Origin of the sequence: Candidatus Methanoperedens sp., from assembly GCA_027460525.1 — an archaeon.
In the GTDB taxonomy this organism is placed as follows: Archaea; Halobacteriota; Methanosarcinia; order Methanosarcinales; family Methanoperedenaceae; genus Methanoperedens.
In genome coordinates this window covers 87116-102284 of record JAPZAS010000036.1, presented here as the reverse complement: position 1 = coordinate 102284, position 15169 = coordinate 87116, and the positions used below count along the sequence as shown (strand labels likewise).

Annotated in this window: 17 protein-coding genes; 9 read left to right on the top strand and 8 right to left on the bottom strand. The window is 44.7% G+C overall.

Features of this window, described 5'->3' with window-relative positions; genetic code table 11:
- Positions 1–4 precede the first annotated feature (4 nt).
- From O8C68_13495 to O8C68_13465, 7 genes are all read left to right on the top strand, one after another.
- Entirely contained in the window at positions 5–274 is a 270-nt protein-coding gene (locus tag O8C68_13495; protein ID MCZ7396806.1) for a 4Fe-4S binding protein, read from the top strand.
- Positions 275–381: 107 nt separating this feature from the next.
- The gene (locus O8C68_13490) at positions 382–807 is read left to right on the top strand and encodes a CBS domain-containing protein (GenBank protein ID MCZ7396805.1); all 426 of its coding nucleotides are present in this window, start codon (positions 382–384) and stop codon (positions 805–807) included.
- Positions 782–1489, top strand: a complete 708-nt coding sequence (locus O8C68_13485; GenBank protein ID MCZ7396804.1) for a type 1 glutamine amidotransferase — start codon at positions 782–784, stop codon at positions 1487–1489. Before O8C68_13490 ends, O8C68_13485 begins: the two co-directional genes overlap by 26 nt.
- 8 nt (positions 1490–1497) lie before the next feature.
- A complete protein-coding gene (locus tag O8C68_13480) occupies positions 1498–2232 on the top strand; it encodes a sulfite exporter TauE/SafE family protein (GenBank protein ID MCZ7396803.1) in 735 nt (244 codons plus the stop codon).
- 65 nt (positions 2233–2297) lie between these two features.
- Positions 2298–3089, top strand: a complete 792-nt coding sequence (locus O8C68_13475; GenBank protein ID MCZ7396802.1) for a slipin family protein — start codon at positions 2298–2300, stop codon at positions 3087–3089.
- Positions 3086–4357, top strand: a complete 1272-nt coding sequence (locus O8C68_13470) for a nodulation protein NfeD (protein ID MCZ7396801.1) — start codon at positions 3086–3088, stop codon at positions 4355–4357. Before O8C68_13475 ends, O8C68_13470 begins: the two co-directional genes overlap by 4 nt.
- A 90-nt stretch (positions 4358–4447) precedes the next feature.
- Positions 4448–4834, top strand: a complete 387-nt coding sequence (locus O8C68_13465) for a 30S ribosomal protein S8e (GenBank protein MCZ7396800.1) — start codon at positions 4448–4450, stop codon at positions 4832–4834.
- On the opposite strand, the gene O8C68_13460 is transcribed toward O8C68_13465, so the two are convergent.
- The 4 genes from O8C68_13460 to O8C68_13445 all read right to left on the bottom strand — a co-directional run bounded on the left by O8C68_13460 (position 4815) and on the right by O8C68_13445 (position 7221).
- Complete coding sequence (locus O8C68_13460) at positions 4815–5840, bottom strand: NAD(P)/FAD-dependent oxidoreductase (GenBank protein MCZ7396799.1); 1026 nt, start codon at positions 5838–5840, stop codon at positions 4815–4817. The two genes, O8C68_13465 and O8C68_13460, sit on opposite strands and share 20 nt — an antisense overlap.
- A complete protein-coding gene (locus O8C68_13455) occupies positions 5837–6580 on the bottom strand; it encodes a biotin/lipoate A/B protein ligase family protein (GenBank protein ID MCZ7396798.1) in 744 nt (247 codons plus the stop codon). The genes O8C68_13460 and O8C68_13455 overlap by 4 nt, the downstream gene beginning before the upstream one ends.
- A 1-nt stretch (position 6581) precedes the next feature.
- Entirely contained in the window at positions 6582–6872 is a 291-nt protein-coding gene (locus O8C68_13450; protein MCZ7396797.1) for a hypothetical protein, read from the bottom strand.
- Between the two features lie 133 nt (positions 6873–7005).
- On the bottom strand, positions 7006–7221 hold the full coding sequence (locus O8C68_13445) for a hypothetical protein (GenBank protein ID MCZ7396796.1): 216 nt from the start codon (positions 7219–7221) through the stop codon (positions 7006–7008).
- 146 nt (positions 7222–7367) lie between these two features.
- Here O8C68_13445 and O8C68_13440 point away from each other — a divergent pair, with 146 nt between their 5' ends.
- Positions 7368–7580, top strand: coding sequence for a hypothetical protein (locus tag O8C68_13440; protein ID MCZ7396795.1), 213 nt, complete (start codon positions 7368–7370; stop codon positions 7578–7580).
- Positions 7577–7945: a PIN domain-containing protein gene (locus O8C68_13435; GenBank protein ID MCZ7396794.1), complete on the top strand. Its 369-nt coding sequence runs from the start codon at positions 7577–7579 to the stop codon at positions 7943–7945. Before O8C68_13440 ends, O8C68_13435 begins: the two co-directional genes overlap by 4 nt.
- Before the next feature lie 17 nt (positions 7946–7962).
- Here O8C68_13435 and uvrB read toward each other — a convergent pair whose 3' ends face one another.
- The 4 genes from uvrB to minD form a co-directional block, all read right to left on the bottom strand.
- Positions 7963–9891 carry an excinuclease ABC subunit UvrB gene (uvrB, locus tag O8C68_13430; GenBank protein ID MCZ7396793.1) on the bottom strand — a complete coding sequence of 643 codons (1929 nt, stop codon included), beginning with the start codon at positions 9889–9891 and terminating at the stop codon, positions 7963–7965.
- A 53-nt stretch (positions 9892–9944) separates the two neighbouring features.
- Positions 9945–11894, bottom strand: a complete 1950-nt coding sequence (locus O8C68_13425; protein ID MCZ7396792.1) for a type II secretion system F family protein — start codon at positions 11892–11894, stop codon at positions 9945–9947.
- A 5-nt stretch (positions 11895–11899) separates the two neighbouring features.
- Positions 11900–14140 (bottom strand): type II/IV secretion system ATPase subunit, encoded by a 2241-nt coding sequence (locus tag O8C68_13420; GenBank protein MCZ7396791.1) that lies wholly within the window; start codon positions 14138–14140, stop codon positions 11900–11902.
- 75 nt (positions 14141–14215) lie between these two features.
- Entirely contained in the window at positions 14216–15004 is a 789-nt protein-coding gene (minD, locus tag O8C68_13415; GenBank protein ID MCZ7396790.1) for a cell division ATPase MinD, read from the bottom strand.
- Positions 15005–15169 lie beyond the last annotated feature (165 nt).

Below are 15169 nucleotides of genomic sequence, written 5' to 3'. Positions count from 1 at the left end.
AAATATGGAATACGTAACAGGAATAACAGCTTCTGGCGGAACATGGACTCCCACTTTTGTTGTGAGAAGCAATATCAACGACTGCGGCTGCTGCGGAAAATGCTTCAAGATATGCGGGCGCGGGGTTTTCGAGTACATCGATCATCCCAATGCTGATGACCTGTGCGGTGCAAAGGTCATGACAGTGGCGCATCCTGAGAACTGCATCGGCTGCGGTGCATGTGCGCGGGGATGCCCGAAGAAGAATATCTTGTGCGAACCAAAAGCAAGGTGACAGGTTGGGGAGATGAAACACCGCAGAGGCGCTAAGAGCGCAAAGGTTGTTGCTCCTATTCTTTGCGCCCTCCGCGTCTTTGCGGTGAATGAATGAAAGGAGTACAAATGTCCAAAATAAGCCACATCCTCCTGAAAAACCCGGTGGTGGTTCCCACCGGGACAACACTCATTGAAATAACGAAGCTAATGAAGAAAAACACCATCGGAAGCGTGCTGGTGAGCAGAAATAACAAGCTTGCCGGCATTGTTTCTGTGGTGGATATTGCTTACAGCGCCTCAAGTGGAAAAGGGGATATTTCAGTGGATGAAATCATGCACTCTCCTGAGCTAACTATCGAATCCAATAAATGGATTACTGATGCTCTGGAGCTGTTCAGGCGCCATAATGTTTCGCATTTAGCGGTGGTAGAGAATGGAGAAAAAGTGGGAATTATAAGGGCTGAGGATATACTGCATACGTACAGGTTTAAGATAGAGCACCATAATATCGCACTGGAGAAAAACGATGAGAATCCATTCCTTGCAGCATGAACCCTTTGAAGGTCTGGCGAATATCGAAGTATGGGCAAATAATAAAGGTCACACTATATCCAGAACATTGCTCTTCAATAACGAAGAACTCCCAGATATCGATGACTTCGACTGGCTTATCATCATGGGCGGCTCAATGAACATCTACGAAGAAGATAAATATCCCTGGCTTGTGCAGGAGAAAAAATTCATAGCTGATGCAATCGCGCGCAAAAAACTCGTTCTGGGAGTATGCCTCGGAGCCCAGCTCATTGCCGATGTTCTCGACGGCAAAGTCAGCAGGAATAACTACAGGGAAATCGGATGGTTTCCTGTGACATTAACTAAAGATGCAGGAAGTTCCTTGATTTTCAGTACATTTCCCAGGAAATTCATGGCTTTCCACTGGCACGGTGATATATTCAATACGCCGCCAGGTGCCAAAAAAATAGCAGAAAGCGAAGGGTGTGCAAATCAAGCCTTCGAGTATAACAACGGAAGAGTGACAGGATTGCAGTTCCATCTTGATTATTCGGCGCAAAGCATTGCTCTCATGTTCCAGAACTGCAGCGATGAGATCGTGGATGGGAAATACATACAGAAGCCCGATGAAATCGTATCGCATATCAGCAATGTGCAGGAAATACGTAAACTGCTGTATTTGCTGCTGGATAATATTGAAAAAGAATTTGGTTATCCCTGATAAGCAACATGGACGACATCATACTTCTCTCTATCCTGATCTTTGCCGCAGGACTGCTTTATTCCTCGGTAGGACATGCCGGAGCATCCGGATATCTGGCAGCAATGGCGCTGTTCGGTCTCGCACCTGATGTAATGAAGCCAACGGCTCTTGTTTTGAACATTCTTGTAGCATTGATTGCCGCAGTTCAGTTCTTACGTGCAGGTTTTTTTTCGTGGAATATCTTCTGGCCGTTTGCTGCGGGTTCCATCCCGTTTGCGTTTATAGGAGGCGCGATATCTCTTCCGGGTTATTTCTATAAACAGGTCGTTGGTCTTATCCTCCTCTTCGCTGCCTATCGTTTTTTTCGATACAGGGAATCTGCAATTGCGGATAAAACAAAACCAGTACCGGTTCTTGCTGCCGTCCTTTTCGGCGCCAGCATTGGATTATTGTCTGGAGCAGTAGGTGTGGGCGGAGGTATTTTCTTAAGCCCTTTAATTCTGCTGATGGGCTGGGCTGGAACAAAGCAAACCGCCGGGGTTTCGGCTGCATTTATTCTTGTAAACTCCATAGCAGGCATCGCCGGACATCTCGCAAGTGTGAAATTTTTACCAGATGCCATCTACATGCTGTCATTTGCCGCAGTATTTGGCGGCTTAATCGGCTCAAGCCTCGGCAGCCGCAGGCTTGCTAATGCAACCCTGTTTTGTCTGCTCGCAGTAGTGCTTGTTATTGCGGGCGTGAAGTTCATGATTCCGTAAAGACCTGGTAAACATTACCAAACTATTTATGCAATTGCGTCATATAAAAAATGGGTGCAGGATATATGGTAGACATAATAGCAACAGTAATCGTCGTGATATTAATAGTAATAATACTCGCACAGTCCATCAAGGTTGTCCGAGAATACGAGCGCGTTGTCATCTTCAGGATGGGCAGATTATTCGGGGCAAAAGGGCCAGGGATATTCCTGATAATCCCAATCATGGACAGCCCCGTGAAGGTGGATCTTCGGATAATCACAATCGATGTGCCAAAACAGACCATAATCACACGGGATAACGTGAGCGTTGACGTTGATGCCGTCATATACTACCGGGTCGTAGAACCCACGAATGCGATCACAAAGGTGGAGAACTACAGGATAGCCACAAGCATGCTTGGGCAGACCACGCTGCGGGATATCCTGGGACAGATAGAACTGGATGACCTGCTCGCAAAGCGGGAAGATCTGAACAAGAAACTCCAGGCTGTCCTTGATGTGGCAACGGAGCCGTGGGGTATAAAGATCACAGCAGTCACGATACGGGATGTGAGCCTGCCTGAATCCATGATGCGCGCCATAGCGAAGCAGGCAGAAGCTGAGAGGGAGCGCCGCTCAAGGATCATACTTGCAGAGGGAGAATTCCAGGCAAGCCAGAAGATGATGGAAGCTGCCGAGTTGTACCAGAAGGTGCCCATCGCCATGAAGCTGCGAGAACTCCAGACGCTTGCAGAGATTGCAAGAGAAAAGAACATGATCGTTGTCACGACCGGCGCGCCGGGAAGCGACATCAGTAATATCGCGGGTTTGACAGGCGCTTTCGCAAAGGGTGGAACGAAGGCTGAAAATAAATGAAGCTTCTGGCTGCTGCTTTATTAATTTTTTCCTTTTTCGTACAGACCGCGAGCGCACAGGTTGTGGTGGTAGAACTTAAGGATACCATAACTTCTGCCAGCGTCAGTATTGTGAACGAAGCGCTTGAAACTGCCAGGCTTGAGCACGCCCAGGCACTCGTAATCACCCTGAATACACCGGGCGGCGGGCTTGATGAAACTAAAAAAATCCTTGATGCCATCGATGCCTCGCCTGTGCCTGTAATAGGCTACGTGTATCCAAAAGGCGCCACTGCATGGTCTGCCGGAACGATAATACTTCTCGGAACAGATATTGCAGCCATGGCGCCGAATACGATAATCGGCTCGGCACAGCCAGTGGAAGTAACTTCGCAAGGCTTGACGCCTGTCACGGAAGAAAAGATTGTAAATGCGGTTGTTGCACTTGCGGAAGAAAAGGCAAGGCAGCATGGAAGGAATGTGAGCGCAGCGGGTGAATTTATCACGAAAAACCTGAACCTGGATGCTGAACAGGCAAAAAATGCGACTGTAATAGAGGTTGTTTCGCCCAGCATCGAAGAACTGCTGACAAAGGTGGATGGGATGAAGGTAAAGGGGAGGGTGCTTGCCACATCAGGGGCTGCCTTTAGCTATTATTCGCCCTCGATTCGCCTCTCAATCATGAATATCCTTTCAAACCCGATTCTAGCGGCTCTTCTTTTACTCGTCGGCATCTATTCACTCGTATTCGGGCTTACAAGTCCGGGCTTCGGCGCAGAGATATTCGGCGTTATTTCCATAAGCCTCGGGCTGATTGGGCTTGGTTTCTCGGTGAATATAGCAGCGCTGTTCCTGATTGCTCTTGGGATGGCACTGTTATTATTCGAACTGCACATCTCGACATTCGGACTCATAGGCATAGCAGGAATAGTATGCGTTGTTGTGGGAAGTATACTGCTTGTGCCATTGGGTTATCCAGGTATGTATTCAATCGAATTCCAGACAACCATGCTGATAAGCCTGCTTGCGCCTGCTATTGTCTTTGGCGGGTTTCTTGCCTTTGCGATCTACAAGATGATGCAGATACGAAGGAAAAAACCTGTGATTGGAGAAATTGCGGGGGACGTTGCAGAGACAATCGATGTTATAACTCCCGAAGCAACAGGTTTTGTGAGGTACCAGGGAGAATACTGGAAGGCAAGGTCAGAGGAGATGATCGAGCCGGGAACTAAAGTGGTCATAACAGGAAAGGACGGGGCTGTGTTGATTGTCAGGGTTAAAGAAACCTAAAGGTATATAATCTCCCAACCAAATAAGAGGCAAACCGGATTTAATGATGTTTATAATTTAAAAATAACAGGAAAATTAAAGAGGATTATTATGAGATGGCAAGGCAAACCAACGCGCAAATACACAGGCGGGAGAATAATACGGGCGAGAGGAAAAAGAAAATTTGAAATTGGCGGAGAACCCGCAAATACACATCTTGGTGAAACTATAAGGAAAACAGTTAAAACCCTGGGCGGTCGGGAAAAAGTCAGGCTCTTAAGAGACAGTACTGCTATAGTGACAGACCCAAGAACAAAGAAATCTAAGAGGGTCAAGATAGAGACAGTGACGGGCAACCCGGCTAATATACACTATGTCAGGCGAAACATTGTGACAAAAGGCTCTATCATAAAAACAGAGATCGGCAGCGCCCGCGTGACAAATAGACCCGGGCAGGATGGCAGTATCAATGCTGTCCTCATGCCCAGTACTGCTTAAAAGTAACCCAAAATTCAGGCAGATGCTCCTGTAATAACTCATTATTAACACAGGCATCCAGCCTCTTTCTTTTTTCAAGCGCTCTTGCAAGCGGCTTTCCAAGCAGCCTTCTAATTCTGGTTTCGTAATTCAAAAGCACTGCCACGTCATCATTTTCAAGTGCTTCTATTATTGTTCTTCCAGCTATCTCGCCGGAAAGTACAGCATTGTTGATACCTGCGCCAGTTATCGGGTCAGCCATTCCTGCACTATCTCCGGCAAGAAGAACATTGTTAAAAACGAGTTTTTCCCGGAGTCCTGCGACAGGAAGGGCACCGGTGATGTATTCTTTTTTCCGACCGGCAAACCGGTCTGCGATTCGGTCTCCAATAAAAGCATCCAGATATTCACGCGGGTTTCCTTTCGTGAGACCCAGACCTATTTTCGCAGAATCTTCCCCTGTCGGGTATACCCATACATATCCTCCCGGTGCGTAATTGTTATCAAAAAAAATCTCACCTGTTTCTGATAAAAGTCTGATGCCTTTTACGTGATACTGGGCGCACACCGCAACTTTTTGTCTCTCCATCCCCAGAAGCGTCGCTGTTTTTGAAAAAACCCCATCTGCTCCAACTATTACCTTTCCAGAAGCCTTTCCGCCCCGGAATTCAACACCTCCTGGAATCAGGTTCGAAAGAGGCGAATCCCATTTGAATTCTGCACCCGATTCTTTCGCTTTCATTACAAGAGCCGTGTCAAACGAAGGTCTATCCACCACGAACCCATCAAGCTGGAAATCATGGAACGATAAATCAGGAAAATAGGTGCGCATTGTTGTTATTTTTGATTGGATGATGCAGTTTTCGGGCAGCTCAAGATTGATGGTGCGGCTGATGTATCCGGCGCACGGCGACCTGCACGTGGTGTTTTTTTCAAGCACCAGCACGCTAAAGCCTGCTGCAGCTACAGTTTTTGCGGTAACAGACCCTGCAGGTCCCGCTCCCACCACAATCGCATCATAGCTCATCTATATACCCACTCATACGAGTAATACTTTGGCAAAAGTCTGTCGGCAAGTGTCTTTTCTCTTTCGCTTGGGATTCCGGTTTTTAATCTGACATGGAAACGCTCTTCGAATTTTCTTTTTATTATGGATTTGATCTCTTCCATATCGCGCCTTTCCCCAAGTTCGCGGTCAAGCCAGGTAAGCCCTTCCCTGATGGATGCTATTTTTTTATCAAGGAATTTTTCCTTTGGTATATTCGATATCCTGAGCATCTCCTCTATATCAAAATCAAGGAGCAAGGTGCCGTTCTGGAGCAGTTTCCCTTCCCACCTTGTCTGGGCATTGCCTGAGATTTTCTTGTTGTCCACCACGACATCGTTGATGGGGCGAAACGCTGCATTCAGACCATAATGAAGAAGCGCATCTATTATGACGCCGCATATCTGTTCATACGATTCGATTATATCAAGCGGAAATAAGTCGTTGTCGATTGTTCCCACAACGCCGTAATTGATCTGTCTTCCCATGTCATCCGAGAACGCTATCCCGCCCCCGCTTATTCTTCTTGTAATTGTATAATCTCTGCAGTTGGCAAGGTTCAATTCCACGCCTGCCTTCTGGAAAAACCCCAGGATTATGGATTTTTTGGGTGTCCAGAAAAAGAAGGTATTGCCTTCATCCCCTTTCAATATAGCTTCGTCCATTGCCATCATATCGCGTATGTCCACAAGTCCGAAGTCGATGAAGCGCCACTCTTCCATATTAGTTCTCCAGCGCTTTCATTATGGATTCTGTGAAATCGGAAGGCAAGGTTCCTGGGGACTGGATGTGCTCTTTTTTGTATATCTTTTCTATATTTTTCTGTATTTCCTCACGGTTTGCCGACGTTCCTTTTAATTGTTCGAGAATCTTGAAGAACGCCTCCTCAGGAAACAGAAAGAAATCACCTGAGAGAGTTATGTCCTTGATAACGCCATCTTCCACTGTTACGAATGACCTGATCAGTCCGCCTTTTGATTTATGGATACCTTGTTTCGTTTTAAATAGTTCCATATTATTCCAGCGCTTTCAGAAATGGCATGATTATATAAAAAAATATCATTGCCCTTTCGGTTATGTATCCAGGATACGTGATAAAAAACTGAGTTAGGTGGCAGTGAAAAATTCATCCTTTATTCGAAAGATGTCAAATTCTTGCGCCTTCATTCTGCCATGATATCCTGTGTGAACCCATAATCCCTGTTCTGAATCTCGGGCAGATATCTATATTGCAATCTTTTGTTAGTTTCAGCATGCACTCGGTCACGAGACGCAAAGGCAGTATGTCGGCTCGCTCATAACCGGCAAAAGAGGCAAATAACCCTTTGCCGATAGCACATCCTGAAACGGGTTTGATTTGCATGTTTTCCTCCCATTAGAGCATGTATCCCTGCACCAAATTAAATATTAATCATTATAATATATAACCGTTGCCTTTATGATAATTATGAGTTTTCGGTTGATTCCCTGCAATAGATATAAGTATAACTAATTGTATAACTTAAAACTATGGTTTATGTCAAAATAAAAAAATGGGGAAATAGCCTTGGAATTACACTGCCAGTAGATATCATAAGAAACAAAGAGATAGTTGAAAACGAGATAATTGAGATTGAAATCAAAAAAAAGAATGAACCTCTTAAACGATTATTTGGAACACTAAGCAGAAAGATAACCGCACAGAAGCTCAAGGAAGAGATAAGGACAGGCTGGGAAGAATGATCTATTTCTTCGACACCTATGCACTGTTTGAAATATTTTTTGGAAATGAGAATTATTTGAAATACCTTGATTCAGAGGTTGTTACTACCCGCCTGAATCTTATGGAGATATATTATCACCTGCTGAGGGATTATGGAGAAGCGACTGCTGAGAAATACTACGATGAAACTATCGGCTATTCAATAGAGTTCACTGATAAGGACATTAAAGGCGCCATGAAGTTCAGGTTAAAAATGAAGAAAAAGAAGAAGGCGCTGAGCTATGTCGATGCACTTGGATACACAATCGCCAATAGAATGAAAATACGATTCCTCACAGGCGATATTGCATTTGAAGATGTTCCGAACGTGGAATACGTCAAGTGATTGCTGATACTGAAGTCTCAGATATCTTTCCTCAATTTCGCAATCCTGTCCCTTATCTTCGCAGCCTTCTCGAATTCAAGGTTCTTCGCAGCCCTGTGCATTTCAGCCTCAAGCTCAACAATATAATTGAACATCTCCTCTTTTGGCAGCGCAGCTTCCTCGGTTATCGCCCTCGGTTCCACCGCCTTCCTGATGGTCTGCGGGGTGATATCATGCTCCTCGTTGTACTTTACCTGCATCGCTCGCCTGCGGTTTGTCTCATCCATCGCCCTCTGCATCGAACCCGTAATCCTTTCTGCATACATCACAACCCTGCCTTCGATATTCCTCGATGTCCTGCCTATGGTCTGCAACAGTGAGCGGTCGGAGCGCAGGAAGCCTTCCTTGTCTGCATCGAGTATCGCAACCAGTGCAACCTCTGGTAAATCAAGCCCCTCACGCAGGAGGTTAATTCCCACAAGCACATCGAACTCGCCGAGGCGCAGCCCCCTGATAATCTCAATGCGCTCAAGCGTCTCAATCTCTGAATGCATGTACCTTGCCTTGATTCCTGCGCCGATGAGATATTCTGTCAGGTCTTCTGCCATCCTTTTTGTAAGCGTGGTGACAAGCACCCTGTGTTTTTTTGCGGTCTTCGCATGGATTTCAGCCATCAGGTCATCTATCTGCCCCTGTACTGGTTTTACCACAATCTCGGGATCCACAAGCCCTGTGGGGCGGATGATCTGCTCAACAACCTGTGCGCTCTGCTCTATTTCATATTCGGCAGGCGTGGCAGAAACATACAGCACCTGGTTCACCCTGGAACTGAACTCATCGAAAGTCAGCGGGCGGTTATCATAAGCTGAAGGCATCCTGAAACCATAATCCACAAGCGAACCTTTCCTTGCGCGGTCGCCGGCGTGCATTCCTCGCAGCTGCGGCAGCGTGACATGCGATTCATCGATAACGATAAGAAAGTCTTTCGGGAAATAATCGAGTAATGTGTAAGGCGGCTCGCCGGCTCTGCGCCCATCCATGTGGCGGCTGTAGTTCTCTATCCCCTGGCAGTAACCGATTTCATGCATCATCTCGATATCGAACTTCGTTCGCTGCTCAAGGCGGGCGGCTTCAAGAATTTTCCCCATGGATTTTAACTCATGGAGCCTGTCCCTGAGTTCGGCTTCGATCGACTCGATAGCAGCCTCTATCTTTTCCTGAGGCATCACGAAATGTTTTGCCGGGTATATAACCACAGCATCGCTCTCCCTCAATGTTTTTCCTGTCAGGGTGTCAAATTCGGAAATTCTATCGATTTCATCGCCAAAAAGTTCTATCCTGACACCGTTTGAAGCATACGACGGGAATACCTCGATTGTATCTCCCCGCGCCCGGAATTTTCCGGTGCTGAAATCAAGGTCATTGCGCTCATACTGCATATCCACAAGGCTTGAAAGTAAAACCCGCCGCTCAATCTCTTCTCCCTTCTTAAGCAAAATGGACATCTCCTGCCATTCCTGAGGCGAACCGATGCCGTAGATGCAGGACACACTTGCCACAACAATCACGTCCCGCCGCTCAAAGAGTGAGCGTGTGGCGGAAAGGCGCATCCTGTTGATTTCCTGGTTTATCGATGCATCTTTTTCGATATACGTATCTGTCTGCGGAATATACGCTTCAGGCTGGTAGTAATCATAATAGCTCACAAAATATTCCACTGCATTTTCAGGAAAAAATGCCTTGAACTCGGAGTATAACTGTGCTGCAAGGGTCTTGTTGTGTGAAATCACGAGCGTGGGTCTTTGCACCTTGTTTATAACATTCGCAACCGTGAATGTTTTTCCCGAACCCGTCACGCCGAGCAGGGTCTGGTGCTTCATACCCTGTTCTATGCCGAAAATAAGGATTTCAATCGCTTTTATCTGGTCTCCCTTGGGTTCAAAACCAGAAACAAGTCTAAATTCCAATGCAGCGCCTCATGATAAATAGAGGGAACTATGAAGACTTATTCCTTCCCGTGTTAAAGCACAAACAGCGTAAATAAGAGATAGCCAATAGTTACCATTATCACAGAATGCTTTAAGCCTGAGAGAGCGCTGCCTTCTCCCATTACTCCTGCAATCAATCCAGAGGAAAAACCCTGTATCAGGGCGCCGTGGAAGAATATGCGGTTATACACATTCAATTTTTCCCGACTTAGACTGAGGGGAACCGCACCCCCTGCACCGCTGCTGCTTGAAACTTTTTCTCCCGCCTTTACCATCTCCGCAAGGAATGTTGTAGAGATTATGTAAATGATACCAATGAATACGAGGAACGATATGTAAATAATTACAACGTAAATAAACATATTAACCCTGCGTTCGTTTTTTAATTCCTGCTCTGCAGCGACATCCCTTGCCGCGACATTCAGCACTTCGCTCATATCGCCACTGGATTCGTTGGCTTTTGTCAATAAAGTAATAGAACGAGCCACGATATGTGTCCTTATCCTGTTTGCGAAGCGCACAAGTGCTTCATTAATTGCAAGTCCCCACTCAATATCATTCCATATTTTCTTAATATCCTTGCCCAAACCGATATCTGTGCGCGTTATCAATTTGAGAGAATCTCGAAGTGTCATTCCAGTCTCATTGGTACTGGCAAGTTTTTTCAAGAAATCGGGCATCTGAGATTGTAATTTGTCTTCCCTTCTTTTCTTGTATTCGTGAAAAAACATCAGGGGGATGATCAGGATAAAGACTGTAAAAACTATTCTATCATCTATGAAGTCTATAAAGTCCGGTGCTTTCATCGCACTAAAAATTGAAATTACAAGGAAGATAAGAGCAATAGGTCCGCTTACTACCAAAGAATACTCCGGCTTTTCTTTCATGGGCTTTAATGGGTCGCGGAGCATCTGTCTTATTTTTAGAGAGTTTCTCGATTTGATAAATTTAAAAAATATAGTCTTTTCGTCTGTTTCAGGAACAACTATTTCACCAACGTAATTATGAGTTGGCAGAAGCGGCGCCTCGTCCGTGGAACCGGGGGTTATTATACTCACCATTACTACAAACATCATTGAACCGATTGGTATCACAGCATATATTATAGCATATATCATTATCTGACTGCCTGAACCCATTACCGACATCATCACCCCAAGAATTATAATAAACAGGGGACCTGCCACAAAGGCTGTCACGTATGACTCTGCTATCAATCCCAGTGTTTCAAGGAATCCTTTCTGCTCGATCTTGGCTCTGTTGAGGTATTGCTCGGATTTATCCCGAAAATAGGTGGAAATATTTCCGCCGCTGTCTATCACCGTAAGAAGATTGTACATAAGGTCCCTGAAATTCTCAGACGGTGTAACCTCGCATATACTGTGAAGCGCGGTTCGGAGGTCGTTCCCGAAAAAATCCATGTCACGCACCACAACATCCACTTCCTTGGCTACTTCGCCATACGTGTCGGTGCATTTGCTCATGGAGCGTAATATCTCAATAACATTCATTCCGCCCCGGCTTAATGCATACATGAAGGTAACGGCATAGGGCAGGTTTTTATCAATTGAGCCTTTTCTCTCTCCTGCGGTGAAAGCTGGGTAGACAAGAAAGAGCATGTAAGTAATACCGCCAAACAGCAGGGCAAGAAATACCACGATAAAAATAGAAACTGATATTTCTCTATACTGGAGCAGCCATACAGTCGATGGAGTGAATGTGAGACGGGTGATTTGTGCCGGAAGCATACTTACCACAATATAAGCTGTTATCAAACCCAGGGCTGCCCCCACAAGACCCGCGAGCACCGAGTAAAACACAGCATTTGATATATACATTTCATAGGATATGGGGATACGCGCCTGTCTCAATGCCGTCCGCAGGTCTCGGAACTCTTCCTTCCTCGCTCTCATCCTGTCGCCGAGCAGGACAAATGGCAATATCTTTAATTTCTGAAAAAATAATTCGATTTTACTCGCCATCGCTCTCATCCTGAGATGTTCAAATTTTTGAGAACCTTGTCAGGAGCTACCTGATAATCATGGACAATGGTAGAAATCGCGTTAAAATCTGTTATTTTATTATTAACCATGAACTCGAGTATTTTTTGCCTGTTAGATAATTCTTTTTTCAAATCCGTAATATTCCAGCCTCTCCTGATCACTATATCATTCAAGGCTTTTGACTCCCCAACCCTGTGGAATTTATCTGTTAAAGCGTCCCATGCAAATATATCATTAGTCCTTATGTTCCTGGTTGTGGGGTCTATATCGGTAATCTCAACGAGTTTCATGTTGCGGCGTGCTCTTTTTCCGTTTACATAGGTCTGCGCCTGAATGCTCATAATATTAAGGGCTTGAATCATGCTCCTTGGAACGCTGATGGGAGGATTCTCAAGACGGTGTATAGCGCTCGAAACCGAATCGGCATGCATGGTTGAGAACGTGGTGTGACCTGTGCTCATCGCCTGGAATAGTGTGAGTGCTTCTTTACCCCTGACCTCGCCCACCAGCAGGTATTCTGGCCTCTGGCGCAGCGCGGCTCTTAAGAGATCGTACATATCGATGGTTCCCTTTCCGTCAGCAGTGAAGGAGTCCCTGGTTACTCCTGGAATCCAGTTGGGATGTGGAAGTTTCAGTTCACGGGTGTCTTCAAGTGAGATTATTTTTGCCTGCCATGGAATGAAAATGGAAACTGCATTGAGCGAGGAAGTTTTTCCTGAAGCTGTGCCACCAGAGAAAATCAAACTCTTATTGTTTTCAATGCAGAGCCAGAGATATGCCATTTCCTCTGCCGAGAACGTACTCCAGTTAATCAGGTCAACTGGCGTTATCGGGACTTCGCTGAACTTTCGAATGGTAAACGTTGCACCGTGGGTTGTCACTTGAGTGCCGAGCGTCATCTGGATACGCGAACCATCGGGCATGGTGGCGTCAACCATTGGCTCAGCTATCGAGATATGCTTTCCGCAGCGTTGGGCAAGCCTTATTACATACGAATCAAGCTCGTTCTCGGTATAATAAACGTTTGTGGGCATGTTGGTGTATTTCTTATGGTAAAGATATATCGGGATGTCGTAGCCGTTGGAAGAAATATCTTCAATATTGTTGTCATGCATAAGCGGGTCGATCTTGCCGAATTTGATGAAATCTCTCCGTGTATAGTATAATATTTTTTCAAGGGTCACCGGGTTTATATCAATAGCATAATCCTTTACCAGGCGTCTGACTTTAGATGTTAGAATTTTTTCCTTATCTTCATCGCTCTTTATATCTTCAAAAAGAAGGACATCTTTTAGTCTGTCTTTAATTTCTTTCAGGAATAAATCCTCGAAATCTGAAAGTTTTGGCTCTGCCACATAATACAGATAGGAGTTTTTTTCAAGATTAAAGAGCATTACCACAAAAGCATAAGGTTCATTTACCCAGTAGCGCTCAACTTCATTATACCCTTTCATGCCTTCAAAGGTGACTAGCGGACCGTGCAATGCCTGGTTGTATCCCTCTATTTCTTCAGCTTCTTTTGTGAAAAAAGTTTTTATCCTCCCAAACAAAGTCACCGGTGTTTCGGGGGGAGCCTCTTTAAGCTTTTTCATGCCGGTTTCGACATCTGATAATAATTTTTCTTGAAGTTGTTCGAATCTGGCATGTTTTTCAGGTGTCATCCCCTCCTTTATTATTTCACGAGTCGTATCCGCATCGAGGTGCTGCACCAGCCCTTCCATCCCCTCAAGTTCACCTTTCTCTGTTCTTTCTTCTTTTCTTTTTCCCCTCTTTTTTACGGTTTTTTCATCCTTTCTTGGCTTCTCTGGCCTTTTTTCTTCCTCTTTTTCAATCGTCTCTTCGAGTCTTGGAGAATCCTCTATTTTCTCTATAGTTTTTAGTTTCTCTGCGCCTTCTGCTTTTTTAACCGATTTCAGGATTCTTTTTACCGTTTTTAATTCTTCGGAAATATCTTCCAGATTCAGCTGCCCTTCTTTAGCTTTTTTTAAAGCAGTTTCAAGTTCATTATAATAAGGCGAGTCCTTTTCTAAAAAAGAAAGCCCTTTTTTATAAGCTGTAATTTCTCTTGCCTGCTTTACGAGCTTGATCAAATTCTTCCTGAAAAGCCCGATTTCAAGAGAGGGGTTTTCTGCAGCTATATTGCTCACAAACCTCTCTACATCCTTCTCACCAGGACTCGTAAATTCAGTTAAGAATCCACGCACTTTTTCGCGTATTTCTTCCATATTACTATATCTTATTTCTTCAAATCATTAAAAACTAGACTTCTGAAATATACAATATCATTGTTAAAATTATCTTTATTCCGCTTTTTTTCCTCCAAAGATTGTCTTAGCGATGTCAAAAAAACTTCTCTTTTTCTCTTTAGGTTCAATAAACTTCTCACCTGCTATCTTTGCTGCAAGCCTTCTAAAGGCAATTGAAGCCGGGGATGTTGGAATCCTCATGACCACGGGCATCTTTAATGCGGCAGAACATCTTACATTTGCATCCTCAGGTATCATTTCAAGTACCTGCGCGCCCAGGAGTTCCTGGACTTTATTTCGATTGATTTCTGTTTTTTCAAGCTGAGTGCAGTTCAGGACTACACCTTCCACACTCTTGCCGAGAAGTTCAGCCAATGTTTTTGTTTTTATGGCATCTGCCAGGGAGGAAAGGTCGGGATTTACCACAAGAAGAACCCTGTCTGAAACAGAAAGCGGAATTAGACCATCCTTGCTTATGCCTGCAGGCGCATCTATTAATACAAAATCCATGCCCTCTGAAAGAATGGGTATCACCTGCTTTAATTTATCGGGATTGGATTTCTGGAATCCTTTTAAAGATAATCCGCTCGGCACCACCTTAAGACCCGAAGGTCCATTATAGATGGCATCTTTTATATCAGCCTCCCCGCTTAATACTTCGTGCAATGTTATTTTGCTATTTTCAAGCCCGACTAAAAGTCCAAGATTTGCCATGCCTATATCGGCATCTACGACTATGACTTTTTTCCCAAGCATTGCCAGTGAAGTACCAAGGTTCAGAGTTGTTGTAGTTTTACCAGTTCCTCCTTTTCCAGAGGCAATGGCATATACCCGAACTGTCATGTTTGTTCCTTCAACCAAATGCTAACATTAAGCATCCTTTTTCCTGCTATATTTGATTTGACTATACTCATTAAAGGTTTATAACCTTTATCAATTATAAGCATCATTGTTATAATCATATGAACGCCTTCTCACGTTTTGAAAATAGTTCCTGCGATTCAAGAT